This window comes from Burkholderia sp. LK4, from assembly GCF_001043615.1.
GTDB lineage: Bacteria > Pseudomonadota > Gammaproteobacteria > Burkholderiales > Burkholderiaceae > Burkholderia > Burkholderia cepacia.
Genome location: NZ_LDUL01000090.1, coordinates 32,583 through 57,357, shown reverse-complemented (window position 1 = coordinate 57,357; position 24,775 = coordinate 32,583). Strand labels below are relative to the sequence as shown.

General features: G+C 68.1%; 21 protein-coding genes, 1 tRNA gene, 2 pseudogenes and 1 riboswitch. Of the genes and pseudogenes, 7 read left to right on the top strand and 17 right to left on the bottom strand.

What is annotated here, in order from left to right:
* Positions 1-3 precede the first annotated feature (3 nt).
* From VK92_RS34475 to VK92_RS42210, 3 genes and pseudogenes are all read left to right on the top strand, one after another.
* Positions 4-2,367, top strand: coding sequence for a TonB-dependent receptor (locus tag VK92_RS34475; RefSeq protein WP_048024312.1), 2,364 nt, complete (start codon positions 4-6; stop codon positions 2,365-2,367).
* A pseudogene (locus tag VK92_RS42215) lies at positions 2,355-2,699 on the top strand (exo-alpha-sialidase); the annotation flags it as partial. The gene VK92_RS34475 and the pseudogene VK92_RS42215, both read left to right, overlap by 13 nt.
* Positions 2,697-3,011: pseudogene (locus tag VK92_RS42210) on the top strand (hypothetical protein); the annotation flags it as partial. The pseudogenes VK92_RS42215 and VK92_RS42210, both read left to right, overlap by 3 nt.
* Here VK92_RS42210 and VK92_RS34465 read toward each other — a convergent pair.
* The 7 genes from VK92_RS34465 to pepN all read right to left on the bottom strand — a co-directional run bounded on the left by VK92_RS34465 (position 2,995) and on the right by pepN (position 10,846).
* Positions 2,995-3,249, bottom strand: a complete 255-nt coding sequence (locus VK92_RS34465) for a GlsB/YeaQ/YmgE family stress response membrane protein (RefSeq protein ID WP_027788093.1) — start codon at positions 3,247-3,249, stop codon at positions 2,995-2,997. The pseudogene VK92_RS42210 and the gene VK92_RS34465 overlap by 17 nt on opposite strands.
* Positions 3,250-3,511: 262 nt before the next feature.
* Entirely contained in the window at positions 3,512-3,724 is a 213-nt protein-coding gene (locus VK92_RS34460) for a hypothetical protein (protein WP_048024316.1), read from the bottom strand.
* Positions 3,721-5,454: an FAD-dependent oxidoreductase gene (locus VK92_RS34455; RefSeq protein WP_048024317.1), complete on the bottom strand. Its 1,734-nt coding sequence runs from the start codon at positions 5,452-5,454 to the stop codon at positions 3,721-3,723. The genes VK92_RS34460 and VK92_RS34455 overlap by 4 nt, the downstream gene beginning before the upstream one ends.
* A 144-nt stretch (positions 5,455-5,598) precedes the next feature.
* A complete protein-coding gene (locus VK92_RS34450) occupies positions 5,599-6,408 on the bottom strand; it encodes a helix-turn-helix transcriptional regulator (RefSeq protein ID WP_048024319.1) in 810 nt (269 codons plus the stop codon).
* A gap of 170 nt (positions 6,409-6,578) precedes the next feature.
* Positions 6,579-6,654 (bottom strand) — tRNA-Thr (locus tag VK92_RS34445).
* 205 nt (positions 6,655-6,859) lie between these two features.
* Positions 6,860-7,873: a class 1 fructose-bisphosphatase gene (locus tag VK92_RS34440; protein WP_006485729.1), complete on the bottom strand. Its 1,014-nt coding sequence runs from the start codon at positions 7,871-7,873 to the stop codon at positions 6,860-6,862.
* Positions 7,874-8,152: 279 nt separating this feature from the next.
* The gene (gene pepN / locus VK92_RS34435; protein ID WP_048024325.1) at positions 8,153-10,846 is read right to left on the bottom strand and encodes an aminopeptidase N; all 2,694 of its coding nucleotides are present in this window, start codon (positions 10,844-10,846) and stop codon (positions 8,153-8,155) included.
* 187 nt (positions 10,847-11,033) lie between these two features.
* Here pepN and VK92_RS34430 point away from each other — a divergent pair, with 187 nt between their 5' ends.
* Entirely contained in the window at positions 11,034-11,735 is a 702-nt protein-coding gene (locus VK92_RS34430; protein ID WP_048024326.1) for a DUF4136 domain-containing protein, read from the top strand.
* A 54-nt stretch (positions 11,736-11,789) separates the two neighbouring features.
* Here VK92_RS34430 and VK92_RS34425 read toward each other — a convergent pair whose 3' ends face one another.
* The 8 genes from VK92_RS34425 to VK92_RS34395 form a co-directional block, all read right to left on the bottom strand.
* Entirely contained in the window at positions 11,790-12,362 is a 573-nt protein-coding gene (locus tag VK92_RS34425) for a TMEM165/GDT1 family protein (protein ID WP_048024328.1), read from the bottom strand.
* A 78-nt stretch (positions 12,363-12,440) separates the two neighbouring features.
* Positions 12,441-12,578, bottom strand: a riboswitch (yybP-ykoY riboswitch).
* A gap of 142 nt (positions 12,579-12,720) precedes the next feature.
* Positions 12,721-14,037, bottom strand: coding sequence for a guanine deaminase (guaD, locus tag VK92_RS34420; RefSeq protein WP_048024330.1), 1,317 nt, complete (start codon positions 14,035-14,037; stop codon positions 12,721-12,723).
* Positions 14,034-14,381, bottom strand: coding sequence for a hypothetical protein (locus VK92_RS41110; RefSeq protein ID WP_082160867.1), 348 nt, complete (start codon positions 14,379-14,381; stop codon positions 14,034-14,036). Before VK92_RS41110 ends, guaD begins: the two co-directional genes overlap by 4 nt.
* A 27-nt stretch (positions 14,382-14,408) precedes the next feature.
* A complete protein-coding gene (locus VK92_RS34415; RefSeq protein WP_021163946.1) occupies positions 14,409-15,434 on the bottom strand; it encodes an adenosine deaminase in 1,026 nt (341 codons plus the stop codon).
* An 18-nt stretch (positions 15,435-15,452) separates the two neighbouring features.
* Positions 15,453-16,457 (bottom strand): xanthine dehydrogenase accessory protein XdhC, encoded by a 1,005-nt coding sequence (xdhC, locus tag VK92_RS34410; RefSeq protein ID WP_048024332.1) that lies wholly within the window; start codon positions 16,455-16,457, stop codon positions 15,453-15,455.
* A gap of 627 nt (positions 16,458-17,084) precedes the next feature.
* Positions 17,085-17,597 carry a disulfide bond formation protein B gene (locus tag VK92_RS34405; protein ID WP_048024333.1) on the bottom strand — a complete coding sequence of 171 codons (513 nt, stop codon included), beginning with the start codon at positions 17,595-17,597 and terminating at the stop codon, positions 17,085-17,087.
* Between the two features lie 140 nt (positions 17,598-17,737).
* Positions 17,738-19,114: an amidase gene (locus tag VK92_RS34400; RefSeq protein WP_048024335.1), complete on the bottom strand. Its 1,377-nt coding sequence runs from the start codon at positions 19,112-19,114 to the stop codon at positions 17,738-17,740.
* A gap of 6 nt (positions 19,115-19,120) precedes the next feature.
* Complete coding sequence (locus VK92_RS34395; RefSeq protein WP_048024337.1) at positions 19,121-19,801, bottom strand: GntR family transcriptional regulator; 681 nt, start codon at positions 19,799-19,801, stop codon at positions 19,121-19,123.
* Between the two features lie 280 nt (positions 19,802-20,081).
* Here VK92_RS34395 and VK92_RS34390 point away from each other — a divergent pair, with 280 nt between their 5' ends.
* Positions 20,082-21,269, top strand: coding sequence for a type 1 glutamine amidotransferase (locus VK92_RS34390; protein ID WP_048024338.1), 1,188 nt, complete (start codon positions 20,082-20,084; stop codon positions 21,267-21,269).
* Between the two features lie 115 nt (positions 21,270-21,384).
* Entirely contained in the window at positions 21,385-22,077 is a 693-nt protein-coding gene (locus VK92_RS34385; RefSeq protein WP_021157481.1) for a DUF2968 domain-containing protein, read from the top strand.
* A gap of 78 nt (positions 22,078-22,155) precedes the next feature.
* Here VK92_RS34385 and VK92_RS34380 read toward each other — a convergent pair whose 3' ends face one another.
* The gene (locus VK92_RS34380) at positions 22,156-23,094 is read right to left on the bottom strand and encodes a hypothetical protein (protein WP_048024340.1); all 939 of its coding nucleotides are present in this window, start codon (positions 23,092-23,094) and stop codon (positions 22,156-22,158) included.
* A 105-nt stretch (positions 23,095-23,199) separates the two neighbouring features.
* Positions 23,200-23,454: a hypothetical protein gene (locus tag VK92_RS42205; protein ID WP_059619188.1), complete on the bottom strand. Its 255-nt coding sequence runs from the start codon at positions 23,452-23,454 to the stop codon at positions 23,200-23,202.
* Here VK92_RS42205 and VK92_RS34375 point away from each other — a divergent pair.
* Positions 23,453-24,748, top strand: coding sequence for an MFS transporter (locus VK92_RS34375; RefSeq protein ID WP_042973445.1), 1,296 nt, complete (start codon positions 23,453-23,455; stop codon positions 24,746-24,748). The genes VK92_RS42205 and VK92_RS34375 overlap by 2 nt on opposite strands.
* The last annotated feature ends 27 nt before the right edge of the window (positions 24,749-24,775 follow it).

The window sequence follows — 24,775 nt, the reverse complement described above, 5'->3', positions numbered from 1 at the left end:
TTCATGTCCACCTCCTTCGCCGCGCGGCCATCGCGCGGGCGGCTCGCGCTCGCATGCGCGGCCGCTTTCGCGTGGCCTGTCGCCCATGCAGCTTCAACTGACGATACGCGTGTCGACACTGCCCGTCGTGGTGTCGAGCGTCCCGCCGAGACCGTCGCGCCGGCATCCGCCACCGCAACCGTTTCGCCGGTGCCGGCCGGCAGTACGCTGACCGCGGTCAGCGTGACCGCGCAGCGGCAACCGGTCGATCCGGATACGCCGGCCGTCGTCACATCGATCACGCGCGAGCAGATCGAATCGCATACCAACGTCACCACCGAGGACGCGCTCAAGTACGCGCCGAACCTGATGGTCCGCAAGCGCTATATCGGCGACCGCAACAGCGTGTTCGCCGGTCGCGACTTCAACGAACTGCAGAGCGCGCGCGGGCTCGTCTACGCCGACGGCGTGCTGCTGTCGAACCTGCTCGGCTCGAGCTACGCGTACCCGCCGCGCTGGTCGCTGATTCCGCCTGACGATATCGCGCGCGTCGACGTGCTCTATGGCCCGTTTTCCGCGCTGTACCCGGGCAACTCGATCGGCTCGACCGTGTTGCTCACGACGCGCCGGCCGGAAAAGCTCGAGGCGTCGCTGTCGACGCAGTTCTTTACGCAGCGCTACCACGACGGCTACGGATTCGCGGACAGCTTCGGCGGCAATCACCAGACCGCGCGGATCGCGAACCGCGTCGGGCGGTTCTGGTTCGCGCTGTCGCTCGACCGGCTCGAGAACAACGGTCAGCCGATGCAATATGCAAGCCCCAATTCGGCGTACAACCCGAAGCTTGGCGCCGCCGTGCCCGTGAGCGGCGCCGCGACCGACATCGGGCCCAACGGCAAGCCGCGGACGATCGTCGGCGCGCAGACGATCGAGCGGACCGAACAGCTCAACGAGACGATCCGGATGGGCTACGCGTTCACCGACCACGTCGACGCGACGCTCACGCTCGGGCATTGGGAGAACCATTACCGGCAGCACGGCGAAACCTTCCTGCGCGATGCGGCCGGCAATCCGGTCTACGGCGGCAACGTGTCGATCGGTGGCCGGAACATGACCGTTGCGCCGAATGCGTTCGCGCCGCAGCGCGGCGACCAGGAGAACTGGCTGTACGCGCTCGGGCTGAACGGCCGGCTCGATTCAGGCTGGCGCCTGTCGGGCGTCGTGTCCGCGTACGACGTGTCGCGCGACGTGCAGCGCTCGGCGTCGACCGTGCAGGGCGGGGCAGGCACGCTGTTCCAGGGAGACGGCACCGGCTGGCGCACGTTCGACCTGAAGGCCGAGGCGCCGGAAGTGAAGGGCCACACGTTCACGTTCGGCTATCACTACGACAACTACTTCCTGCGCAACGTCACGTACAACACGGCCGACTGGCTGGCCGGGCCGACCACGTCGCTCGCGAGCACCTATCGGGGCGACACGCGCACGCAGGCGCTGTTCGGGCAGGATGCGTGGCGCTTCGCGCCGGGCTGGCTCGCGACGCTGGGGCTGCGCTACGAACGCTGGGATGCGTATGGCGGTGCGCTCGGTAACGCGAGCGGCACGCTCGGTTACGCGGATCGCAGCGCGAATGCACTGTCGCCGAAAGTCGCGTTGCAATGGGATGCGACCGACGTCTGGCGCTTCCGGCTGTCGTTCGCGACGGGCACGCGTTACCCGACGGTCGGCGAACTGTTCCAGGGCACGATCTCGAACAACGCAATCGTCAACAACAACCCGAACCTGCGGCCGGAAAAGGCGATCGACTGGGACTTCACGGCCGAACGCGACGTGGGTGTCGGCGTCGTGCGTGCCAGCGTGTTCCAGAGCGATCTGCGCGATTCGATCTACAGCCAGACGACGGTGTCGGGTGCGACGACTGTGACCAACATCTCGAACGTCGATCGCGTGCGCGTGCGCGGTGTCGAACTGGCGTTCAGCGGCGAGAACGTCGGGCTGCGCGGCCTCGGTCTCGACGCGAACGTGTCGGCGAGCAACGCGCAGATCCTCGCCGATGCCGCGAATCCCGCGTACGTCGGCTCGCGCTTTCCGCGTATTCCGCGCATGCGTGCAAACCTGCTCGCGTCGTATCGCTTCGACGAACACTGGCTCGCGAGCGTCGGTGTGCGCTATTCGGGCCGCCAGTTCAACACGCTCGACAACAGCGACGTGAACCCGGACGTCTACGGCGGCACGAGCTCGTTCACGATCGTCGACCTGAAGGCGCGCTACCGCTTCGACCGTCACTGGACCGCGTCGGTCGGCATCGACAACCTGACGGACCGCCGCTACTACGTGTTCCATCCATATCCGGGCCGTACTTTCTATGGAGAACTGAAATGGTCGCTGTGAAGTCGCTCGCGGCAGACGGCGCGTTGTGGTGCGCGTTGCTGTCGACTGCCGGTGCGCACGACACCCACGACGTGCCGAAGGCCGCCGATTCGCGTGCCGTGCACATGAGCATGCAGGCCGCGCCCGCGCAGCACAAGCAGCCGCTCGCGACGGGGGTGGCATTCGACACGCATCGCCGGCCGTGGGGCGCGTGGGTCGAAGGCGCGCATGTCGTCGTCGCGCATTCCGACGACGCAGGTCGCACGCTGTCCGCACCCGTCACCGTCGACGCGATGCCGGAGCCGATCTACACGAGCGCCGAGAATCGCCCGAAGATCGCGACGAGTCGGGACGTGCAGCTCGCGATGGATGTGTACGACGACAACGGCCCGACGATCTCCCGGGCACTCGCGCAGATGAATCCGCCACCGCAGGTCGCGTAGTACGCGAACACCGAGCCGATGCCCGAGCGGCTGCGCCCGGCGCTCGATGCGGGATGGAGAGGGGACGTGCCGCGCACCGTTTGGATCGTGCGCGATGGCGCACGCGAAGCGCGCAGCGGTTTGCTGACGGCCGACGTGCTCGACGGCGGGTTGCAGCGCGCCGGCCTGATGCGAAAACGCGCCCGAAGGCGCGTGGAGAGAAGCGTCAGGCCGCTCGCTTGAATAGCCGGATCACGAACAGCAGGATTACCGCACCGACGACCGCGACGATCACCGATCCGATGAAACCGCTGCCGATGCTGATGCCGAGCAGCCCGGCGAGCCAGCCGCCGATCACTGCGCCGACGATCCCGACGATGATGTCGACGATCAGCCCGAAGCCGCCGCCCTTGACGAGCAAGCCGGCAAGCCAGCCGGCGATCGCGCCGATGATGAGCCACATAATCAAGCCATGAGTCATGGTGATCCTCTCCTTGTGTTGTGTCGAATGACCGGACGTCGGCTGTGTCGCCGCAAGCTGAATGAAGGCGGCATTGCGACCCGCCGCGCCGCCCACGCAATGTAACGCGATAGACGGGTCGGAATCGTTAAGTAATGTTATGCACCCTTAACGGGATTTTCCAGGGAATTCGTCTGCATACGGCGAGGCTGGCGCACGGGCGATGCGCGGCGAAATGAATCTGTAAGGAATGGCCGCCGGTGAAGCCGGTCGGCCGTGAGCGTCACCGTCCGGGCGTCGGAGCCTGCATGTTCGCGGCGGGCAAGCCGTCGCTTGCGTCGGCAATCAGCCGTGCGACGGTCGCGGTGTCGCCGATCGCCTCGATCGACAGCAGTGCGAAGCGGGCGAGAAAGAGCGACGCATCGGCTTCACCGATCCGCGTCATCGTGCGGCACAGGTCGGTGTAGAGGATGTCGCGTTCGGTATCCGTCATCATGTGGTCTCCTGAGGATCGGTCGATGCGCAAGGATGGAGTGCGCGTTCGAGTGCGGCGGCCACGTCGCCGGCGCGCGCGTCGTGCCAGCGGCCGAGTACGTGACCGTCCGGACGCACGAGATAGACGGTGCCGTCGCGCGCGCCGTACATGTCGAACAGCCGGCCGTCGACGTCATGGCCGCCGCAGGCCGGTTGCCGTGGTGCCGCATGCCGCGCGAGCGTGACGAGCGCGAACGGCATCCGCGCAGCCTGCAGGCGGCGTTCGAGATCGGCCAGCGTCGCATCGGGCACGCCGTCCGCGGTGAAGCAGAACGCGCTGAAGCGCGGAGCGACGAGGTCGGTCAGATGGCCGCGGCGCACGTCGCTGCCGTGTGCCGTGTACAGCATCAGCGGGCATTCGGCGAGCACCGTGCCGGGCGCGGGGCCGGCCGAAAACGTGTCGCGTTCGGCCGCGTTGAGCGGCGACGTCGCATACGCGATGGCCGTCGTCTGGCGCGGATTGATCAGCGAACGCAGTGCGGGATGGCGGACCGCGAGCGACAGCACGGCCTTGCGCATCAGTTCGAACGCGAATGACGGCGGCGCCATGAACTCGGTGCTCTTGGTGCCGTAGCGGAGGTTCTCGTGCGTCGCGAACACGCGTTCGTCCGAGTAGCTGTCGAGCAACGTGTCCGATGCGAGCCCGCGCGTCACGTACGCGAGTTTCCATGCCAGGTTGTCGGCATCGTCGATGCCCGAGTTCGCGCCGCGCACGCCGAAGATCGGCACGAGGTGCGCGGCGTCGCCGCAGAACAGCACGCGCCCGTGCCGATAGCGTTCGAGTGTCAGTGCGTTCGCCTTGTAGATCGTGATCCAGATCGGCGACCAGTCGCCGCGCTCGCCCATCATGTCGAGCAGGTTCTGCACGCGCGGGATCACGTTCTCCGGTTTCACGGCGGCTTCGGCATCCTCATCGTCGCGCAACTGATAGTCGATCCGCCACACGTTGTCGGGCTGCTTGTGAACGAGCACCGTCGAGCCCGGATTCGACGACGGGTCGAAGTACGCCAGTCGTTCGGTCGGCCGGTCGCTGTCGAGCGCGATGTCGACGATCACGTAGCGGCCCTCGTAGCTCGTGCCCTGGAGCGACAGGCCGAGCGCGTCGCGCATCGTGCTGCGCCCGCCGTCGCACGCGACGACCCGGTCGGCGTCGAGTGCGTAGCCGCCGAGCGGCGTGTCGACGTCGAGGCGCACGCCGTCCGGTTGCGGGGTCACGCCGGTGACTCTCGTCTGCCAGCGGATCTCGATGAGTTCGCGGCGGCGCAGCGCGGCATCGAGCAGGAACTGCTCGATGTGATACTGCGCGAGATTCACCATCGGCGGCAGCTTCTGGTTTTCGTCCTGCGGCATCGTGAAATGCAGCACTTCGTCGCGACGGTAGAAGCTGCGCCCGCCGGTCCACGGCAGCCCCTTGCGCAGGAAGTCGTCGAGCGCGCCGAGCCGCTCGATGATCTCGAGGCTGCGCCGCGAGATGCAGATGGCGCGGCTGCCGTGGCAGACTGCGTCGTCGGCCTCGATCAGCACGCTGCGGATGCCGTGGTTCGCGAGGCCGAGCGCGACGGCCAGGCCGACGGGGCCGCCGCCGACGATCGCAACGCGATGCCGGTGCGTATCGATACCGTCGTCGCAGGCCGGCAGATGCGCGGGATGGCGCTCGGCGACGAACGGGTAGGGCTTGAAGTCGATATCCATCGTTGGCTTCCAGGGGAGTCCGGTTCGACGTGCGCGCATCGACGCAAAGATGCGCGCAACAGGTCGGGACAGTATGGAAGCCGGTCGTGCGTCGGTTGTCCCCAATTCGGGTACAGCGAGGGGCTCAACGCAGGCCGCGACGTTTCACGGCTGCATGCACAGCGCAAACAGCTCGCGCTGGGTCGAGATGCCGAGGCGCCGGTATGCGCGCTTCTGGTAGGTGACGACGCTCGATGCCTTCACGCCAATCGTCTCGCCGATCTCGTGCGCGGTCTGGCCGTCGAGTACGCCGCGCAGCACGTCGAGCTCGCGCTTGGACAAATCGGGGCATGCATGGCGCAGTCGCGCGAGCATCCGTTGCGGGATACCGATCTGCGCCGCACCGGCGAGCGCGTAGTGATGCCTTGCGGCCTGCGCGATCAGCGGCGCGAGCGCTTCGATTGCGGCGATCTCGCGCGGCTGGAATGTGCCGCTGCGATGCGCACGGTACAGGTTGATCGACAGCCACGTTGCATCGCCGGGCTGCATCAGCAGCGCCAGCCGGTCGGATACGTCGGGGCCGCGGTAGCACGCGGCACGATACGCTTCGTGATCGATCTCGTCGCCGGCCTGCTGGTGCAGCAGCAGATCGTGGCGGCGTGTGCCGAGATGGGCGGTCGACACGATCTGCTGGTTGCCGTCGAGTGCGTAGAAATGTCGTGCGTACGTGTCGGCGAGGTCGCGCAGGTAGCGGCCTCCGCGATGATCGGCGACCGACATCGTGCGCGGGCGATTGCCGAACTCGTACGCGAAGATCGTGCACTGCGTGATGGACAGCGCGTCGTCGAACAGCTTCAGGATTTCGGCCGCGAATGCGTTCGGCTCGTTGCCGCCGATCGCGGCGACGAGGCGCGTCGCGCGGGACACGTCCAGCTGCGCGGCGAGATTCGCTCGCTCGATACGCCAGGTGCGCATGAAGAAGGGGGCGAGGGTGGAGTGTCCGGCGATTGTAGTCGTCGGCGCGTGATACGGGAGTCCGGGGATGCCCGCAAGCGGACTGGGTGAGGCGAGACGGCGGGCGCACGATTTCGGCGCCGGAAAAGAGAAAAGGTCTGACAAGCGATGCTTGTCAGACCTTTATGTCTTGGTGCCGGAGATAGGAGTCGAACCTACGACCTTCGCATTACGAATGCGCTGCTCTACCAACTGAGCTACACCGGCAGCAGAGAAATGAAATTATATGGTGATTTCCGGGATCTTGGCAATAGGTTTTGCGAAATTTTTTCAGCTTGCTGCCGCTGCTTCGCGAAACCATCGATCCGGCGGACTTCCCGCTTTCACTTCACTGTGATGTGACCGGTCAGGGCCACATCAAGAGGCGCGATTGTACTTGCGCATCGCACCTCCGTCTAGTGCTGCAGTGCAATTATTTTGCTTCGTCGTGATAGCCGGTCACGCGCTCGACTTCGTTCTTCGAGCCAAGGAACACGGGCACGCGCTGGTGCAGGCCGGTCGGCTGGACTTCCATGATGCGCTGCGTGCCCGTCGTCGCGGCGCCGCCCGCTTGTTCGACGATGAAGGACATCGGGTTCGCTTCGTACATCAGGCGCAGCTTGCCCGGACGATCGGGCGTGCGCTTGTCGGCCGGGTACATGAAGATGCCGCCGCGGTTCAGGATCCGGTGCACGTCGGCGACCATCGAGGCGATCCAGCGCATGTTGAAGTTGTCGCCGCGCGGGCCGTCCTTGCCGGCGTTCAGTTCGTCGACGTAGCGCTTGACCGGGTCGTACCAGTGGCGTGCGTTCGATGCGTTGATCGCGTATTCGCGCGTGTCGGCCGGGATCTGCATGTTGCTCTGCGTGAGCACCCACGAGCCGACTTCGCGGTCGAGCGTGAAGCAGTTCACGCCGTTGCCGGTCGTCAGCACGAACACCGTCTGCGGGCCGTACACGGCGTAGCCGGCCGCGACCTGCTGCGTGCCCGGCTGCAGGAACGATTCCTCGGTTGCCTGCTTGCCGTCCGGGCAGCGCAGCACCGAGAAGATCGTGCCGATCGACACGTTCACGTCGATGTTCGACGAACCGTCGAGCGGGTCGAACACGAGCAGGTATTCGCCGCGCGGGTAGTTCGCCGGGATCGGGAAGAAGGTTTCCATTTCTTCCGATGCCATCGCGGCGAGGTTGCCGCCCCATTCGTTCGCGTCGAGCAGGATCTCGTTCGACAGGATGTCGAGCTTCTTCTGCACTTCGCCCTGGACGTTCTCGCTGCCGGCGGTGCCGAGCGCCTCGCCGAGCGCGCCCTTCGACACGTTGTAGCTGATCGCCTTGCACGCGCGTGCGACGACTTCGATCAGCAGGCGCAGGTCGGCGGGGAGGTTGTTGGTCTCACGTTGCTGTTCGATCAGGAACTTCGACAGCGTGGTGCGGCGGGCAATGGACATGACAGACTCCAGAAGGCCAAAGAATCCTTGAATGGCCGCAATTTTACCCGTCGCGCCTCCCGTGCCGCCGGCTTTTTTCGTCCGGTTACATGGCCGGGCGGCCGAGCCGGGCCGGTTTCCGGCGGCGAAGACGCGCGGGACGCGCCGTGCAGCGGCGGCAAGCAGCGCGGTCAGACCCCGCGACGGCGTCCGGGGCCGGCAGTATTCGCGCAATAAAAAAGCCGGTGCCGCCACTGGCGGCACCGGCCGTTTCGCGCGTGAGCGATGCGGAGGATTGCGTTACGCGAGCGCCTTCTCGACGATCTCGCGCACGTCGCGCGACTTCGCGCCGGCGGCGACCTGCTCGAGCGCTTCACGCATCCGGTCGCGCAACGCGGGCGTGAAGCGGCGCCACAGTTCGAGCGAGCGGGCGAGGCGCGCCGCGACCTGCGGGTTGATCGCGTCGAGCGCGAGCACCTGTTCGGCCCAGAATGCGTAACCCGAGCCGTCCGCCGCGTGGAATTGCGCGGGGTTGGCCGCGCAGAAGCTGAAGATCAGCGAGCGGGCGCGATTCGGATTCTTCAGGTTGAACGCGGGGTGCGCGAGCAGCTTGCGAACCTTCGCGAGCGTCGGCTGCGCGGGCGTACCGCGTTGCGCGGCCTGCATCGCGAACCATTTGTCGATCACGAGCGCTTCCTTCTCGAAGCGGCGGTAGAAATCGTCGAGCGCGTGCTCGGCCGGTTCGTTCGCGCCGGCGGCCGCGGCGGACAGCAGCGCGCCGAGTGCGGCTGCGCGATCGGTCATGTTGTTCGCCGCGTCGTATTGCGCGGTCGCGAGGCGCACGGCATCGGCCGGATCCTCGAGTTCGGCGAGATACGCGAGCGAGAGATTCTTCAGCGCGCGGCGGCCGGAAGCCTCGGGCGTCGGTTCGTAGGCGCCGGGCGTCTGGTGCTGCTCGTACGCGGCGAGCCAGTCGGCGCGCAGTGCGGTGGCGAGCTGGCGGCGCACGAACTGGCGCGCGCGATGCACGGCGGCCGGATCGGCTTCCGCCATCTGATCGGCGAGGTAGGTTTCCGACGGCAGCGTCAGCGCGAGTTCGCGGAACGCAGGCGACAGCGTCGCGTCGGTCAGCACGCGGCGGAAGGCGGCCACGAAGTTCTCGCCGAGCGTGAGCGGCTCGTTCGCGGCGGCACGCGCGGCGAGCGTCAGCAGCGCGCGCGTCGCGAGGCGCTGGCCGGCTTCCCAGCGGTTGAACGGATCGCTGTCGTGCGCGAGCAGGAACGCGAGGTCGTCGTCGCTGTAGTCGTACTCGACGATCACCGGCGACGAGAAGTTGCGCAGCAGCGACGGCAGCGGTTGTTCCGGCACGTCGACGAACGTGAAGGTCTGTTCGGTGTCGGTGAAGTCGAGCACGCGCGTCGTGCCCGCCGCGGCGGCTTCGCCGTCGAGGCGCAGCGGCAGGTCGCGGCCGTCGCGGCCGATCAGGCCGATCGCGAACGGGATCAGCAGCGGCCCTTGCTGCGTTTCGCGCGCGGCCGGCGACGCGTCGCCGTAGCCCTGCGCGAGCGTGACGGTATAACGACGCGCGGCCGCGTCGTACGCGGTGCGCACCGACACGCGCGGCGTGCCGGCCTGGCTGTACCAGCGCTCGAACTGCGCGAGGTCACGCCCGTTCGCGTCGGCCATCGCGTGGCGGAAGTCGTCGCAGGTCACGGCGTGCCCGTCGTGGCGCTTGAAATACAGGTCCATCCCCTTGCGGAAGCCGTCGCGGCCGAACAGCGTCTGGTACATCCGCACGACTTCCGAGCCTTTCTCATAGACGGTCATCGTGTAGAAGTTGTTGATCTCGACGTAGCTCTCCGGGCGCACCGGGTGCGCCATCGGGCCGGCATCCTCGGCGAACTGCAGCTGGCGCAGCACCCGCACGTCCTCGATGCGCTTGACCGCGCGGGCAGCCGATTCGACGGCGTCGCCCGCGGCCATGTCGGCCGAGAATTCCTGGTCGCGGAACACCGTCAGCCCTTCCTTCAGGCTCAGCTGGAACCAGTCGCGGCAGGTCACGCGGTTGCCGGTCCAGTTGTGGAAGTACTCGTGGCCGACCACCGACTCGATGTTCGCGAAGTCGGTGTCGGTCGCGGTCTCGGGGTTCGCCAGCACGTACTTCGTGTTGAAGATGTTGAGCCCCTTGTTTTCCATCGCGCCCATGTTGAAGTCGCCGACCGCGACGATCATGAAGCGGTCGAGATCGAGCTCGAGGCCGAAGCGCTTCTCGTCCCAGCGGATCGAATGGATCAGCGAATCCATCGCGTGACGCGTCTTGTCGAGATCGGCCGGCTCGACCCACACCTGCAGCAGCTTTTCCTTGCCCGAGCCGGTCGTGATCTTCTCCTCGATCGCGACGAGCTTGCCGGCGACCAGTGCGAACAGGTAGCTCGGCTTGCGGAACGGGTCTTCCCACTTCGCGAAGTGGCGGCCGTCGGGCAGGTCGCCGGAATCGACGAGGTTGCCGTTCGACAGCAGCACCGGGTAGGCGGCCTTGTCGGCGCGCAGCGTCACCGTGTACGACGCCATGACGTCCGGGCGGTCGAGGAAGTAGGTGATGCGGCGAAAGCCTTCGGCTTCGCACTGCGTGAAGAAGTTGCCGCTCGACACGTAGAGACCCGACAGCGTCGTGTTCTGGTCGGGTGCGCATGCGCTTTCGAGCGTCAGCTCGAACGCATCGGGCACGTTCTCGACCGTCAGCCCGTGCTCGTGCGCGCGCACGGCGCCATGCGGCGCGCCGTCCAGCCATGCGCCGACGAATTCGAGCGCTTCGCCCATCAGCTCCAGGTGCGGCGCGGGCGCGGCGTCCGGATTGCGGCGCACGCGCATCGTATTCCTGACGATCGTGCGGGCCGGCGCGAGATCGAATTCGAGCGCGACGGAATCGATGAGGAAGGCCGGCGGCGTGTAGTCGGCGCGGCGGATCACGGTGGAGGAGGCGTTGTCGGACATGGTCGTCGAGATCGGTGGAGTGGGGGGCGGGCCCGTCACGCGGGCCGGGCGAACCGGGCCATTGTACAAAGGCTTGCGGCTGCGTGCCGGGCGAACTTTTTACCGGTTCCGGGAGTCCGCGTATTATCGGCATCCCGTTACGGTTCGCGCGGTGCGACGAACGGGTGACGGATCGACGAGGATCAACATGAAACGCGAATGGATTCAACGCGGTGCGGGCTGGGCGGCGGTGCTGTGCGTGGCGCTGCTGACCGGCTGCACCAGCTACGTGACGACCCAGGTCACGGCCTTCTCCGACTGGAGCGGCAGCGACGCGACACGCACCTATGCGTTCACCCGTACTGACGCGCAGAAGAACAGCATCGAGCAGTCGACTTACGAGCCGATCGTCGCGAACGAGCTGTCCACCTATGCGTTCCGGCAGGTGCCGCAGGCGCAGGCACGGTATCTCGTCGGGCTGACCTATGCGGTCGGCAGCGATCTCGTGACCGTGCCGCAGCCCGTCTATTACGATCCGTGGTTCGTCGGGCCGGGGCCGTACTGGCGGCGCGGGCCGTGGGGCCCGTGGGGGCCCTGGGGGCCGATGCCGGCCGGTTATGTCGCGCAGACGTACCAGGTGTTCGACTACACGCTCGGCATCCGCATCACCGAGCGCGCGACGGGCAAGGAGGTCTACAACGTGTCCGCGCGCACGACCGGCGACAACGGCACGCTGCTGTATGCGATGCCGTTCCTCGCACGCAGCGCGCTCGCCGATTTCCCGCTGTCGAACGGCGCGGTCCGCTCGGTCCGGCTGCCGGTCGACAAGCGCGGCGGCCCGGCGGCACCGGCCGCCAACGAGCGCGCGGTGCCGGCGGCGCCCGCTTCGGGCGCAGCCGCCGCCAAGTAACGCGGCATGCGCCTCGGCGCGGCCGTCCGGCCGCGCCAGCCATTTTCTTCCCCGTCAGACCCCGACGCCCAGCAGCGCCAGCGCACCGAGCACGACGAACAGCACGGCCGCGATGCCGTGCACCAGCTTGGTCGGGAGGCGGTGCGCGAAACGGTCGCCGAGCAGGATCGCGGGCACGTTCGCGAGCATCATCCCGAACGTCGTGCCGGCCACGACACCGATGTAGTCTTGGAAGCGCGCGGCCAGCGCGACGGTCGCGATCTGCGTCTTGTCGCCCATTTCCGCGAGGAAGAACGCGACGAGGGTCGCGCCGAACACGCCGAGCCGCGAACGGGTGGCATTGGCCTCGTCGGCGTCGAGCTTGTCCGGCACGAGGATCCACAACCCCATCGCGATGAACGAGAACGCGAGCGCCCAGCGCATGATCGACGGCGTGACCAATGCGCCAAGCCATTCGCCGAGCGCGCCGGCGAAACCGTGGTTCACGAGCGTCGCGACGAGCACGCCGAGAATGATCGGCACCGGCTTGCGATAGCGTGCGGCCAGGACGAGGGAAAGCAATTGGGTCTTGTCGCCGATTTCAGCGAGGGCGACGGCGCCGGTGGAGATCAGGAAGGCTTGGGACACGTATGGGGTTCCACGGGCCGGTGTTGTGCGTGCGAGCGACGATCCACGGCGCGCCGGGCCCTGATGCGGCGCACTGTGAACCATCGGTCTCGCCAGGCCTAGGTGGCTGCGCCCGCCATGGCCGCAAGGCCAAGTCTGTTGACGGACGCCTCCGTCACGATGCGCGCCGGGGGCGCGGGACATCGAGCGGAGCGGCTACTCCCCAATGAGCGGCGAATTCTAGCACGGCGTGTCGCGTGCGGGAAAGCGGTCGAGCGGCGCGGTGCCTGGCGCTCGGCAAGCGCCGGCTGTACGGCAGACGGGCAGGCAGACGCGGCGGCGAACGCCCGCGCCTGCCGGGACACTTCCCGGAACGCCGTTACGCGGCGGGGCGGCGCGCTGCCCCGCGCTCGTGGACGAGTTCGCCGGCCGCATAGGTGCGGTACACCGCGCGGTCGTCGCCGAGCAGCGCGAACGCGAACAGCAGTTCCTCGAGCGAATCCGCGCGTTTCGTGCGGCGCGCGAGCAGCGGCGTGGCCTGCGGATCGAGCACGACGAAGTCGGCCTCGGTGCTCGGCTTGAGCGTGCCGACCGTGTCGGCGAGGTCGAGCGCCTGCGCGGCGCCGGCCGTCGCGAGCCAGAACATCCGGGTCGCGGTCAGGTGGTGGCCCGACAGCCGCGCGACCTTGTGCGCTTCGTTCATCGTCTGCAGCATCGAGAACGAGGTGCCGCCGCCGACGTCGGTCGCGAGCGTGACGGGCACGTCGTATTCACCGGCCTTGTCGAAATCGAACAGCCCGCTGCCGAGGAAGAAGTTCGACGTCGGGCAGTGCGCGACGACGGTGCGCGTCTCGGCCATCCGGCGGCGGTCCTCGTCGTCGAGGTGGATGCAGTGGCCGTACACCGCGCGCGGGCGCAGCAGCCCGTAGCGGTCGTAGATGTCGAGATAGCTGCGATGGCCGGGGAACAGCTCGGCCACCCATTTCACCTCGTCGACGTTCTCCGCGACGTGGCTCTGTACGAACACGTCCGGATGGCGGCGCGCGAGTTCGCCGCACGCCTCGAGCTGCGCTTCGGTCGACGTCGGCGCGAAACGCGGCGTGAGCGCGTACATCTGGCGGCCCTTGCCGTGCCAGCGGCCGATCAGCTCGGCACTGTCGTCGTAACCGGATTGCGCGGTATCGCGCAGGAATTCGGGGCAGTTGCGATCCATCAGCACCTTGCCCGCGATCATCCGCAGGTCGCGTGCGTCGCTCGCCGCGAACAGCGCGTCGGCCGACTGCTTGTGCACCGTGCAGTAGACGAGCGCGCTCGTCGTGCCGCAGGCGAGCAGTTCGTCGACGAAGAAGTCGGCCACCTCGCGCGCATGCCCGGGATCGCCGAACTGGCGCTCGGTCGGGAACGTGTACTTGTCCAGCCACGGCAGCAGGCCCGGTGCCGGCGACGCGATCATGTCCGTCTGCGGATAGTGGATGTGCGTGTCGATGAAGCCGGGCACGATCAGCTTGTCGCGCAGGTCATGGACGATCGCGTCGCGCGCGAGCGTCGCGGCGAGCTGCGCGTACGGGCCGGCCGCGACGACTTTGCCGTCGTCGACGATCAGGAGGCCGTCGGTCTCGTAGTTCGCGGCCTGGCTCGATTGCGCCGGGTCGCCGTTGAAAGTCAGCAGCTGGGAACGGAAAGCGGTTTGCGTCATGACGAATGGTCCTGCATCAAGGTAAGGCGAACAGAAGAAAGCGATCGACGCCGGAGGGCGGCGGGACGGCGCTTCGCGAGCGGTAGCGGCACGCTGTATGCGGCATGACCGGAGGCGGTTGCGCGGGCGAACGTGGCGGCCGAAGCCGCCGGCGAGTGGTTGCCGGCGGGCCTCGCAGCCGCTGCGTTCGCGACCGGTGCGGCGGCGAACGCAGCGGCAAACCGCCACGGCAAGCACGGGCGGGCGACGACGAATGGCGCGCGCGCTGCCCGGGCACGCACGCGACCGTTCCGGCGTGACGCCGGGCCGGTGGTTGCGAAGCGGATGCCGTTGCCGTGCTTCATCTGTCTGGCGTTCCTCGATGCGGGCCGTCAGGCGGCCTGCCAGTACGCGTCGAGGCGCGCGTACAGTGCGTCGCGCTGCGCCGGTTCGATGAACGATGCCTCGAAGCCGTTGCGGATCACCGCATGGACCTCGGCATCCGTGAGTTGCAGCCCTTCGGCCGTCGCGAAGTAGTTTTCATTGACGTAGCCGCCGAAATAGGCCGGATCGTCGGAGTTGATCGTCACCGCGACGCCGCGATCGAGCAGCGCCTTCAGCGTGTGTTTCGCCATGTCGTCGAACACGCACAGCTTGAGGTTCGACAGCGGGCAGACGGTCAGTGCCGTGCGCGTCCTGGCGAGACGCTCGACCAGGGCCGCGTCCTCGATGCTGCGCACGCCGTGGTCGATCCGGTCGACCTTCAGCACGTCGAGTGCCTCGTAGATGTATGCGGGCGGCCCTTCCTCGCCGGCATGGGCGACGAGCTTCAGCCCGAGCGCGCGTGCCTTGTCGAACACGCGCGCGAACTTCGTCGGCGGATGGCCGAGTTCGGACGAGTCGAGGCCCACGCCGATCAGGCGATGACGATAGCGCTCGAACAGCGGCAGCGCGGATTCGAACGTCGCGAGCGCGTCCTCTTCGGACAGGTGGCGCAGGAAGCACAGAATCAGCTTGCTCGACAGCCCGCGCTGCTCGTAATCGGCGAGTGCGCGCTCGATGCCCGCGACTACCGTCTCGATCGGCACGCCGCGTTCGGTGTGCGTTTGCGGATCGAAGAACAGTTCGGTGTGGACGACGTTGTCGGCGAGCGCGCGTTCGCAGTACGCGGCCGTCATGTCGTAGAAATCCTGCTCGGTCAGCAGCACGCTCGCGCCGGCGTAATAGATGTCGAGGAACGACTGCAGGTCGGTGAACGCGTAGGCGGCGCGCAACGCGTCGATCGAGTCGTATGCGAGCTTCACGCCGTTGCGCTGCGCGAGCGCGAAGATCAGTTCGGGCTCGAGCGAGCCTTCGATGTGGATGTGCAGCTCCGCTTTCGGCGCGCGGGCAATCTTGTCCTTGAATGTCGGGGTCATGGCGTCGTTCTTGGTCGGTCAGTAGGTAGGGGAAGCCTGCGCGGCCGCGTTCGCTTCGACGGCCTGCAGCAATTGCGCGGCCACCGAGATCGCGATCACTTCGGGTGCCTTGTCGATGATGCCTTCGACACCGATCGGGCAGCGCATCCGCGCGACCTGGGCCGGGTCGATGCCGATCGCCGCGAGGCGATGATCGAACTGCACGCGCTTGGCGTGCGAGCCGGTCATCCCGAAGTATGCATAGTCGCCGCGTCGCAGGATGCGCTCGGCCAGCACGAAATCGAGTGCGTGGTCGTGCGTCATCACGACGAAGTAGGACTGCGGCGGCGCCGTGTCGACGGCGTCGGCCGGGGCAGCGGCCGCCTCGATCGCGAGGTTGCCGATGCCGGCGAGCGCGTCGGCCGGCGGGAACACCGCGTCGGGCCCGTCGATCCAGCGCACGTGGCACGGCAGCGTCGCCAGTACCTTCACGAGCGCGGTGCCGATGTGCCCGGCGCCGAACAGCACGACGGGGAACGCATACGGCGCGATCGTTTCGGTCATCAGCGACACGCCGCCGGTTTCCCACAGCAGGCAGTCGGCACGCGCGGCTTCCGATTCGGGCTCGCTCAACAGCGGCGCGCCCGGCGAGGGGCCGAATGATACGCTACGCACGGTCGCGGCGCCGGCCGCGACACGCTTCGCGAGCGACATGATCCAGCCGAGATCGCCGACGTCGAGCCGCTCGAACGCGAGCACCACGGCGCCGCCGCAGCACTGGCCGAGGCTCGGGCCGAGCGCGAGCCGTTCGAGCCGGCGCGCGTGCGGCACATGCGCGCCGTCCTTCAGCAGATGCCGCGCGATCTCGATCGCCTTCCATTCCAGATGACCGCCGCCGATCGTATGGCGGGCCGTGTCGCGCGTGACGAGCATCTTGGTGCCGGCTTCGCGCGGCGCGGAACCGTCGGTGTGCGCGACCGTCACGAGCACGGCCGCTTCGCCGTGCGCGAGCAGTTGCTGCAGATCGCCGAGCCAGGCTTCCATCAGCACACCCCGTGCGAAACGACGCGGCACGACACGCGGCGCGGGCTGGCGAGCGTGGCGGCAACGATGACGGACGGGAGCGGCGCGTGCCGGCCGCACGGCGAATGCGGTGCGGCGGCGCGGGGGCGGTGCGTGCGGACGGCACCGCCGGATGCGCGGACGCCATGAGGATGACGGATGCGGATGGTTTGCGTTGTCATGATGAATCCAGTCGACATTGCGGATCGGGCGCGCGTTACGCAGGGGTGGTGAGACCGCCTGGCCTCGCGCACGTAGATCGCCATCCAGTCCCGAAGATAGCACCGCACGGCGACGGGAACATCGCGGGGCGCTGATCCGGGCTATCAGGAGGCGATCATGTCGATCATAGGCCCGCCGCTCGGGATCGGGGCGCCGATGCGTGCGCATCGGGCCAAAACGCAGGCGTGGCGGGGCTGGGCGCGGAAGTCGCGCGATGCGCGTTCGCCCGGCTATCCGGGCGGCGGCGAAGTAGGTGTTTACGCGGGGCCGCCCAGGTACGGCCGGTCAGGGGCGACCGGCCGGGCCGGTTCGGCGGGTGCTCCGGTGCCGGGCTTGCCGGCCGGCGGCGTGCGGCCCGGGTGAGCGGGCCGGTGCGAAACCGGCCGGTCAGGCCGCGAGCTTGCGGCGATGGCGCCAGAGGCTCGCGACGACGGCAACCAGGATCACAGCGAAGCCGATCAGCGCCCAGCCGGGCAGCAGGATGCCGAGGATCGGCGGGTAGACGGTCTCGCACAGCCCGGCGACCTTGAACATGCCGGGGAACCACTGCGCGGGCGGCAGGCTGTCGACGATCGGCTGCAGCGTGTCGAAGCCGCAGCTGAAGCCCGGATTCATCTGGATCGACAGATGCCGGGCGGCCGTGCCGACGCCGCCGGCCGCGGCGACCGCGATCAGCAGCTCGAGCACCCAGATGCCGCGCCAGTTGCGGATCCCGGCGGCCAGGAACGCGAAGATCCCGATCGCGCAGAAGAAGTAGCGCTGGATGATGCACAGCGGGCAGGGGTCTTCGTTCTTCACGTACTGCAGGTAGAGCGCACCGGCCAGCAGGGCGATGCACACCCAGCCGAGCAGCATCAGCAGGCGGCGTTCGCGGCGGATTGCGAGCGTGTAGTCGTTCATGTCGGCGGGGTTCCTCGTGGGGTCGGTCCGGAAAACAATCGCGCGATTTTAGCGCGAACGGTCTGGCACGAAACTGACAGCGCGCGTGCGGCAACCTGCCGCACCGCGGGTCCTGTCCGCCGGCGCTCGGCTGGCTGCCTTCAGCGGATCGTATTGAGCACGGCCTCGACGGCCTGGCCGATCGCGAGCAGCGCGTCGTCGCGATGCGGTGCGGCCGCGAGCATCAGGCCGACCGGCGCCGCGTCGCGCGGATGGCACGGCAGCGACAGCGCGCACGCGTCGAGGAAGTTGAACGCGCTCGGGTTGCGCAGGATCAGCGCGTTGGTGCGCGTGAACGCGGCGTCGTCCGTTTCGAGGTCGGCGATGCGCGGCGGCACGACCGGCACCGTCGGCGCGACGAGTGCATCGAAGCGCGCCCAGACCGTTTGCGCGGCTTCGTCGAGCATCGCCGTGCGCGCGGCGAGCAGGTCGAGATAGTCGGCCGCGCTCGCGGGTTCGCCCTTCAGGATGCGTGTGAGCACGCGCGGATCGTACTGGTCGCGGTGCCGCGCGAGCAGCGGGCGATGCCATGCGTACGCCTCGATCGGCGAGAAGCCGAAGCGGTTGACGTCCGGCAGCCGGTCGAGTGCCGGGAAGCGCACTTCCGTGACGATCGCGCCGGCGGCTTCGAGGTGCTTGAGCGCGGCGTCGAGCGCGGCCGCGACGTCGGCATCGACACCGTCCGTCACATAGTTCGTCAGCACGCCGAGCCGTACGCCCTCGAGCGGCCGGGCGGCCGGCACGTGCGGTTCGAGGCCCGCGAGCATCCGGTCGACGAGCGCGCAGCAGGCGACCGTCAGGCCGATCGGGCCGAACGAGTCGAGTGTCGTCGACAGCGGTACGCCGCCTTGTGTCGGGATCCGGCTCGCGGTCGGCTTGAATCCCGTCAGCCCGCACAGTGCGGCCGGAATGCGGATCGAGCCGCCCGTGTCGGTGCCGAGCGCGACGGCGGCCATCCCGTCGGCGACGGACGCGGCCGCGCCGGACGACGAGCCGCCGGAAATCCGTGCGTCGCCCGGTACGTCGCGGTGGTACGGCGAGCGCGGGTGGCCGAAGTGCGGATTCAGCCCGAGCCCCGAGAACGCGAACTCGCTCATGTTGGTGCGGCCGACCAGCACCGCGCCCGCCCGCTTGAGCCGAGCGACGGCGACCGCATCGGTGCGCGCGGCCGGCGCGCCGTCGAGCACGCGCGAACCCGCGCGCGTGACCTGGCCCGCGACGTCGAACAGGTCCTTGACCGACACGGGAATGCCCGCGAGCGGCGACAGCACGGTGCCCGCGGCGCGCAGCCGGTCGTGCGCGTCGGCGGCCGCACGCGCGTTGTCGGCATCGACTTCGGTGAAGACGACCGCACCCTGGCCCGACGGATCGGCGATCCGGTCGAGCGCGGTGTCGACGAGCGCGCGGCTCGTGGTCCGGCCGGCGGCGAGGTCGGCGGCGAGCTGGGCGAGCGGGGGAAAGGGCGTGAAAGTGGTCATGGCGGCTCAGGGGCGAAGATGTTGAAGAAGCGTGGAGCGGAACGAGTCGATATGGTTTTCGACGGCCGCACGTGCGCCGGCGGCATCGCGCGCGGACAGCCGGTCGAACAGTTCGCGATGTTCGTGCTGGACGTCGGCGAGATGGTGGGGTTCGGACAGCGTGACGAACCAGAAGCGCAGCGACCGTTCGTGCAGCGCGCGCAGGATGTCGGCGAGAACCGCATTGCGCGCGGCCGCGGCGATCGCCTGGTGGAACGCGCGGTCGAGTTCCATCATGCCCTCGACGTCGTGCGTGTCGACGCACGCCTGTCCTTCGTCGAGCAGCGCGGCCAGGCGCGCCAGATCGTCGGGCGTCGCATGGCGCGCGGCGAGTTCCGCACAGTGCGCTTCGTTGATGCGCCGCACGTCGATCACCGCGACGATGTCGTCGAGCGACAGCGGCTGCACCATCAATCCCTTGCGCGGCATCACGGACAGCAGCCCTTCGAGCACGAGCCGATGCACGGCCTGGTGCACCGGCGTGCGGCCGATCCCGGTGCGGGCGACGAGGTCGGCTTCGTTGAGTGCGGCGCCGGGCTTCAGGCGCATCGTGATGATGTCGCGCTGGATCAGTGCGTACGCGCGGTCGGCGAGGCTGGCCACCGGTGCGGCGGGGCGGTCTCGGGTGACGTCGGTCAGGGCATTCATGCGGGGTGCGGCGCGGCGGCCGGCCGGGGCGCGATCATGGCGCGGGCGATCGGGGAAGCGTGGACGATGCCTGGATATTATTGTGATATATCACTGGTGTCCAGTACCGGCGGCGGTGCACCGGCTTGCCGGTGCGAGGGACGGGGCGCTTGCCGGCGCAGTTTGCCGCCGACTTGCAACAATATCGACAGGATGTTGCAGGTTTGCCGCGCGATCGTGCGCTGAAGCATAATGAATCCTCGTTTATCCATACGCGTGAGCGACGTACCAGACCATCGTCATGAGCGAAAACACGCCTTCCCCGGCCGGTCTGCCCGGCACCTCCTCCGTTTCTTCCGATTCCCCCCGTACCGATCCGGCGAAAGCGCCCGATGCGCCGGCAGCCCAGGCCGCCGCGCAGAACGTCGCCGCGGACGGCGCGTCGCCGGTCACGGCGGCGTCCGAGCCGGGCGCGCCCGGTGCAACGGGCGCCCCCGTCGATGGCGCTGCTGCCGCGCCGCCGAAGCATGGCGCGCCGCCGCCGGGGTTCGGCGCGCAGCCCGACTTCGACACTCCGCGCCCGCCGCCGGCGAGCGCGCAGAATGCGCCGCCGGCCTACCTGAAACAGAGCGACACGCCGTGGTCGGTGTTCGGCCGGATCGTGGCCGCGCGCGCGCGCCGGTTGTTCGATCGCGCCGGCCAGCGCATCACGCAGCGCACGCTGCGCATCGGCGTGTCGGCGCGGATCTTCCATCCGGAACCGGGTGCGAAGGGGCTGCGGGGCAAGACGCTGCAGTATCTCGAGGAATCGATCGCGCACTGGGTGATGTCGCGCGACGTGCTCGTGTTCATGATTCCGACCGTCGGACACCAGGGCATGATTCACCCGAGCAACATCCGCCTGCGCGACTACGCGAAGCATCTCGACGGGCTGCTGCTGCAAGGCGGCGCCGACGTATCGCCGCAAACCTACGCCGCGTCCGACGCCCGCCCCGAATGGCCGGGCGATCGCGTGCGCGACATGTACGAACTCGAGCTGCTGCACGAGTTCGTCGAATCCGGCAAACCCGTCCTCGGCGTGTGCCGCGGCTGCCAGCTGATCAACGTCGCGTTCGGCGGCTCGCTGTACCAGGACATCGCCACCGACGTGCCGACCGCGAATGCGCATGTGAGCGAGCATTACGACCAGCATCGACACGCGATCCGCTTTCCCGATTCGTCGACGCTCGCGAGCATGTTTCCCGGGCGCAGCGAGGCGATCGTCAACTCGATTCACCATCAGGCGATCCGCGATCTCGGCCGCGATCTGAACATCGAGGCCGTGTCGGCGGGCGACGGGATCATCGAAGGCATCCGTCATCGGCGTTCGCCGTTCGTCGTCGGCGTGCAGTGGCACCCCGAGTTCCATCGCGCCGGCGGTTCGGAGCTGCTCGACTGCACGCCGCTGCTCGATGCATTCCTGCGCGCGGCGCGCGAAACCCGCCTGTAGCCAGCTACTTTTTTCGCGTCGTACGAAGGCCGGCCGCATCCCGATAAATTCGAGATGCGGCCGTTTCGTTTTGAACGATAATCGCGAGTTCCGATTCGTTCGCCGGAGTTCGACGTTGGTCTTCCGAAATTTTTCCCCTGCACGATGCGCAACGTGGATCGTTGCGCTGGCTGCCTGCACGCAAGCGGGCACGGCCTGGTCCGCCGACGCGACCGCGCCGGCCGCCGGTACGCGCCCGGCGGTCACGAGCCTGCGCGGCGACGCGGCGGCGTCCACCGCGGTGGCGACGGATGCATCCGCGCAAGGCAACGTCGCCGAGCTGACGCAGATGCTGCACGATGGCCGGATCGTCGAAATGCGCACGACGTACAACGGCAGCTACGGTGCGAGCCTGATGTTCGATCCGCGCGAGATGACGTACTACGTCGCGCTGTTCCAGGACAAGCACCTGTGGCGGGTGATCCGGTCGCAGGAGAAGAGCCGCGCGGAGATGGTGTACGCGAACTTCGTTCAGCAGACCGTACAACTCGCCGATATCGAGATCCGTCGTACCGAGCTGGAGGCGCAGAAAGCGTTTCTCGAGCGCGTGATCGCGCTGCAGGCAAACCGCGCGCAGCAGTTGCAGGCCGACCTGAGCGTTGCGCGTAGCCAGCAGGCCGAAGTCGCGCAACGGCAGCGTTCGGCGCAGGAGCAGGCACAGGCGCTGCAGGTCGAGAAGCGGGCCGCGCAGATGCAGTTGCGTGATCTGCAGGAGCAGGTGCGGCAACTCGAGAAGCAGACCGAGACGGGGCTGCCGGCACACAAGTAACGATTCGTCAGACGGACGGAGAGAGACGGGCAAAACCCGGCGAAGCTTGCTTCGCCGGTTTTTTTCATGGCGCGGCCGTCAGCGCGCGAACGCGTCCGGCGTATCGGTCAGGCGGCGGTGGGACAGTTGTGCCGTCCAGTCGAAACCGGCGGCGGGCGTGCGCGTTGCGTGGGCGGGCTGGGTAGCGCGCAGCGTGCTTGCCGTCGCGATCAGCGTGAGCGGATCGTCGAACGTGTCGCGTGGTGCGGCGATTGCGGGCGACGCGGGAGCAAACTGATCATGCGCGCTTGGAGCGACCGTGCTGCTCCGGACCGGTGGGCGCGAGGCCAGCCGAGACGGGGGCGAGGGCCGGGCCGGTGCCGCCGTCGTTGCGCCGCGTTTGTCGTTCGAACGGGGTGGCGATGCCGTGGGCGGCACGTTGGTCGTTGCGTCGGGACGAAGCGATGCCGGACGAAGCGTGACGGGGGGCATGACCTGCGGCGCTTCGGCCGTTGTCGCGACAGGTGCGGCCATCGTGCGCTGGGGTGGCGCGCTCGTCGACGTATCCGGCTGCACCGTCGCAACCCGCACGGTGCCGGACGACGACGTAGCGTGATCCGGCACGCTACCGGCCGCGTGAATCGCGTATGTGGGCCCGAATCCCGCAGGCGGTTCATATGCGGCGATCAGCCAGCCGATGATGCCGAGCGCGCCGATGCTCCAGCAGATCGCGTACCTCGCACGCCGGTCGTGAGAGCGGCGGATGCGCGTGCCGGCAACGGCAGCCGGCACGACCGGCGTGCCAGCCGAAACCGGCGTCGGTATCGCCACGGGCCGTGGCTGCCAGCGGCACGCGCTGTGCGGCCGGTCGACGTCGATGCAGGATGTCGTCAGCGTGGCGAGACAGTGCCTGCCGGGCCGCGCACCGGGGGCGCCGCGAAAGGTCCATTCGCGGCCGAACGACGGAACGATATCGAGCGGCGTGACGCGAGGGCGGGCGAGTGCGCCTTCGACGGGGACGAGGGGCGATGGGGTCATGAGGGCAGTACGCCGTGCGACACGGGCAACCGTGCCGGCCGCGGCGCGGAAATGTCGTCGCTAATCGTGACATTGTGGTCAGGCGGCGAGAGCAGGTCGATCAGATCAATCCGATTTTTGCTTCCGATTCGGGACGATTCGTACGAGAAGCGTGCCGCGACGGCAATGGCGACGGTCGCGGCGGCACAAGGCAAATGTCGGGTTGGCGTGGCATGATGCGCGAACCATGCCGGTGCGCGCGTCGTCGCGCGGCGCGCCGCCGGCGGGCAGCGATGCCCGTGCGCGCCGGCCCGGCGCCGCGTGCGTCGTCGGATCCATGCGGCGCGGATTCGCGCCATCCGAGCTGAGCGAGAAAAACATGTCCACAGCGTCACACGCCATCACGCAGGAATCGAAATTCCGCACCGTGTTCCGGGTCGTCAGCGGCAACTTCCTGGAAATGTACGACTTCATGGTCTACGGCTATTACGCGTCGGCCATCGCGAAAACCTACTTCCCGAGCGGCAACGCATTCGCGTCGCTGATGCTGTCGCTGTCGGTGTTCGGCGCGGGCTTCCTGATGCGGCCGGTCGGCGCGATCGTGCTCGGTGCGTACATCGACCACCACGGCCGGCGCAAGGGGCTGATCCTGACACTCGGGCTGATGGCGCTCGGCACGCTCACGGTGGCCGCGATACCCGGCTACGCGACGATCGGCGTGCTCGCGCCGGTGCTCGTGCTGCTCGGCCGGCTGCTGCAGGGCTTTTCGGCGGGCGTCGAACTCGGCGGCGTGTCGGTCTATCTGTCGGAGATCGCGACGAAGGGCCACAAGGGGTTCTATACGTCGTGGCAGTCGGGCAGCCAGCAGGTGGCCGTGGTGTTCGCCGCGCTCGTCGGCGTGCTGCTCAACCGCGCGCTGCCGGCCGAGGAGATGACCGCGTGGGGGTGGCGCATTCCGTTCCTGATCGGCTGCCTGATCGTGCCGTTCCTGTTCCTGATCCGGCGTTCGCTGAAGGAGACCGACGAGTTCCTCGCGAAGCGTCATCGTCCGACGATGGGCGAGATCATGCGTTCGATGCTCGACAACTGGGGCGTCGTGGTGGCGGGCATGGGGATGGTGATCATGACGACGGTGTCGTTCTACATGATCACCGCCTATACGCCGACGTTCGGCAAGGAAGTGCTGCACCTGTCGTCGCTCGACGCGCTCGTCGTGACCGTCTGCGTGGGGATTTCCAATCTCGTGTGGCTGCCGCTGTCCGGTGCGTTGTCCGACCGTATCGGTCGCCGCCCGGTGCTGATTGCGTTCACCGTGCTGACGCTGCTGTCGGCTTACCCGGCCGTGCTGTGGCTCGTCGGCGATCCGTCGTTCCTGCGGCTGCTCGCGGTCGAGCTGTGGCTGTCATTCCTGTATGCGTCGTATAACGGCGCAATGGTCGTCGCGCTGACCGAAGTGATGCCGGCCGACGTACGCACGGCCGGTTTCTCGCTGGCATACAGCCTGGCGACGACGATCGGCGGCTTCACGCCCGCGATCTCGACGCTGCTGATTCATCAGACCGGCAACAAGGCCGCGCCGGGGCTGTGGCTGAGCGTTGCCGCGATTTGCGGGCTGATCGCGACACTCGTGCTGTATCGCACGCCCGAGGCTCGCAACCAGTACAAGGCGGCCTGACGGGCAAGCGCATGCCGCGCGGCGCCG

Coding starts and splice junctions, on each gene's coding strand:
- VK92_RS34395 (WP_048024337.1), bottom strand. CDS start 19,801: ATGAATGCCCTGACCGACGTCACCCGAGACCGCCCCGCCGCACCGGTG.
- VK92_RS41110 (WP_082160867.1), bottom strand. CDS start 14,381: ATGAAGCACGGCAACGGCATCCGCTTCGCAACCACCGGCCCGGCGTCA.
- VK92_RS34375 (WP_042973445.1), top strand. CDS start 23,453: ATGTCCACAGCGTCACACGCCATCACGCAGGAATCGAAATTCCGCACC.
- VK92_RS34400 (WP_048024335.1), bottom strand. CDS start 19,114: ATGACCACTTTCACGCCCTTTCCCCCGCTCGCCCAGCTCGCCGCCGAC.
- xdhC (WP_048024332.1), bottom strand. CDS start 16,457: ATGGAAGCCTGGCTCGGCGATCTGCAGCAACTGCTCGCGCACGGCGAA.
- VK92_RS34430 (WP_048024326.1), top strand. CDS start 11,034: ATGAAACGCGAATGGATTCAACGCGGTGCGGGCTGGGCGGCGGTGCTG.
- VK92_RS34450 (WP_048024319.1), bottom strand. CDS start 6,408: ATGCGCACCTGGCGTATCGAGCGAGCGAATCTCGCCGCGCAGCTGGAC.
- guaD (WP_048024330.1), bottom strand. CDS start 14,037: ATGACGCAAACCGCTTTCCGTTCCCAGCTGCTGACTTTCAACGGCGAC.
- VK92_RS34405 (WP_048024333.1), bottom strand. CDS start 17,597: ATGAACGACTACACGCTCGCAATCCGCCGCGAACGCCGCCTGCTGATG.
- VK92_RS34475 (WP_048024312.1), top strand. CDS start 4: ATGTCCACCTCCTTCGCCGCGCGGCCATCGCGCGGGCGGCTCGCGCTC.
- VK92_RS34455 (WP_048024317.1), bottom strand. CDS start 5,454: ATGGATATCGACTTCAAGCCCTACCCGTTCGTCGCCGAGCGCCATCCC.
- VK92_RS34460 (WP_048024316.1), bottom strand. CDS start 3,724: ATGATGACGGATACCGAACGCGACATCCTCTACACCGACCTGTGCCGC.
- VK92_RS34390 (WP_048024338.1), top strand. CDS start 20,082: ATGAGCGAAAACACGCCTTCCCCGGCCGGTCTGCCCGGCACCTCCTCC.
- VK92_RS42205 (WP_059619188.1), bottom strand. CDS start 23,454: ATGTTTTTCTCGCTCAGCTCGGATGGCGCGAATCCGCGCCGCATGGAT.
- pepN (WP_048024325.1), bottom strand. CDS start 10,846: ATGTCCGACAACGCCTCCTCCACCGTGATCCGCCGCGCCGACTACACG.
- VK92_RS34465 (WP_027788093.1), bottom strand. CDS start 3,249: ATGACTCATGGCTTGATTATGTGGCTCATCATCGGCGCGATCGCCGGC.
- VK92_RS34440 (WP_006485729.1), bottom strand. CDS start 7,873: ATGTCCATTGCCCGCCGCACCACGCTGTCGAAGTTCCTGATCGAACAG.
- VK92_RS34415 (WP_021163946.1), bottom strand. CDS start 15,434: ATGACCCCGACATTCAAGGACAAGATTGCCCGCGCGCCGAAAGCGGAG.
- VK92_RS34380 (WP_048024340.1), bottom strand. CDS start 23,094: ATGACCCCATCGCCCCTCGTCCCCGTCGAAGGCGCACTCGCCCGCCCT.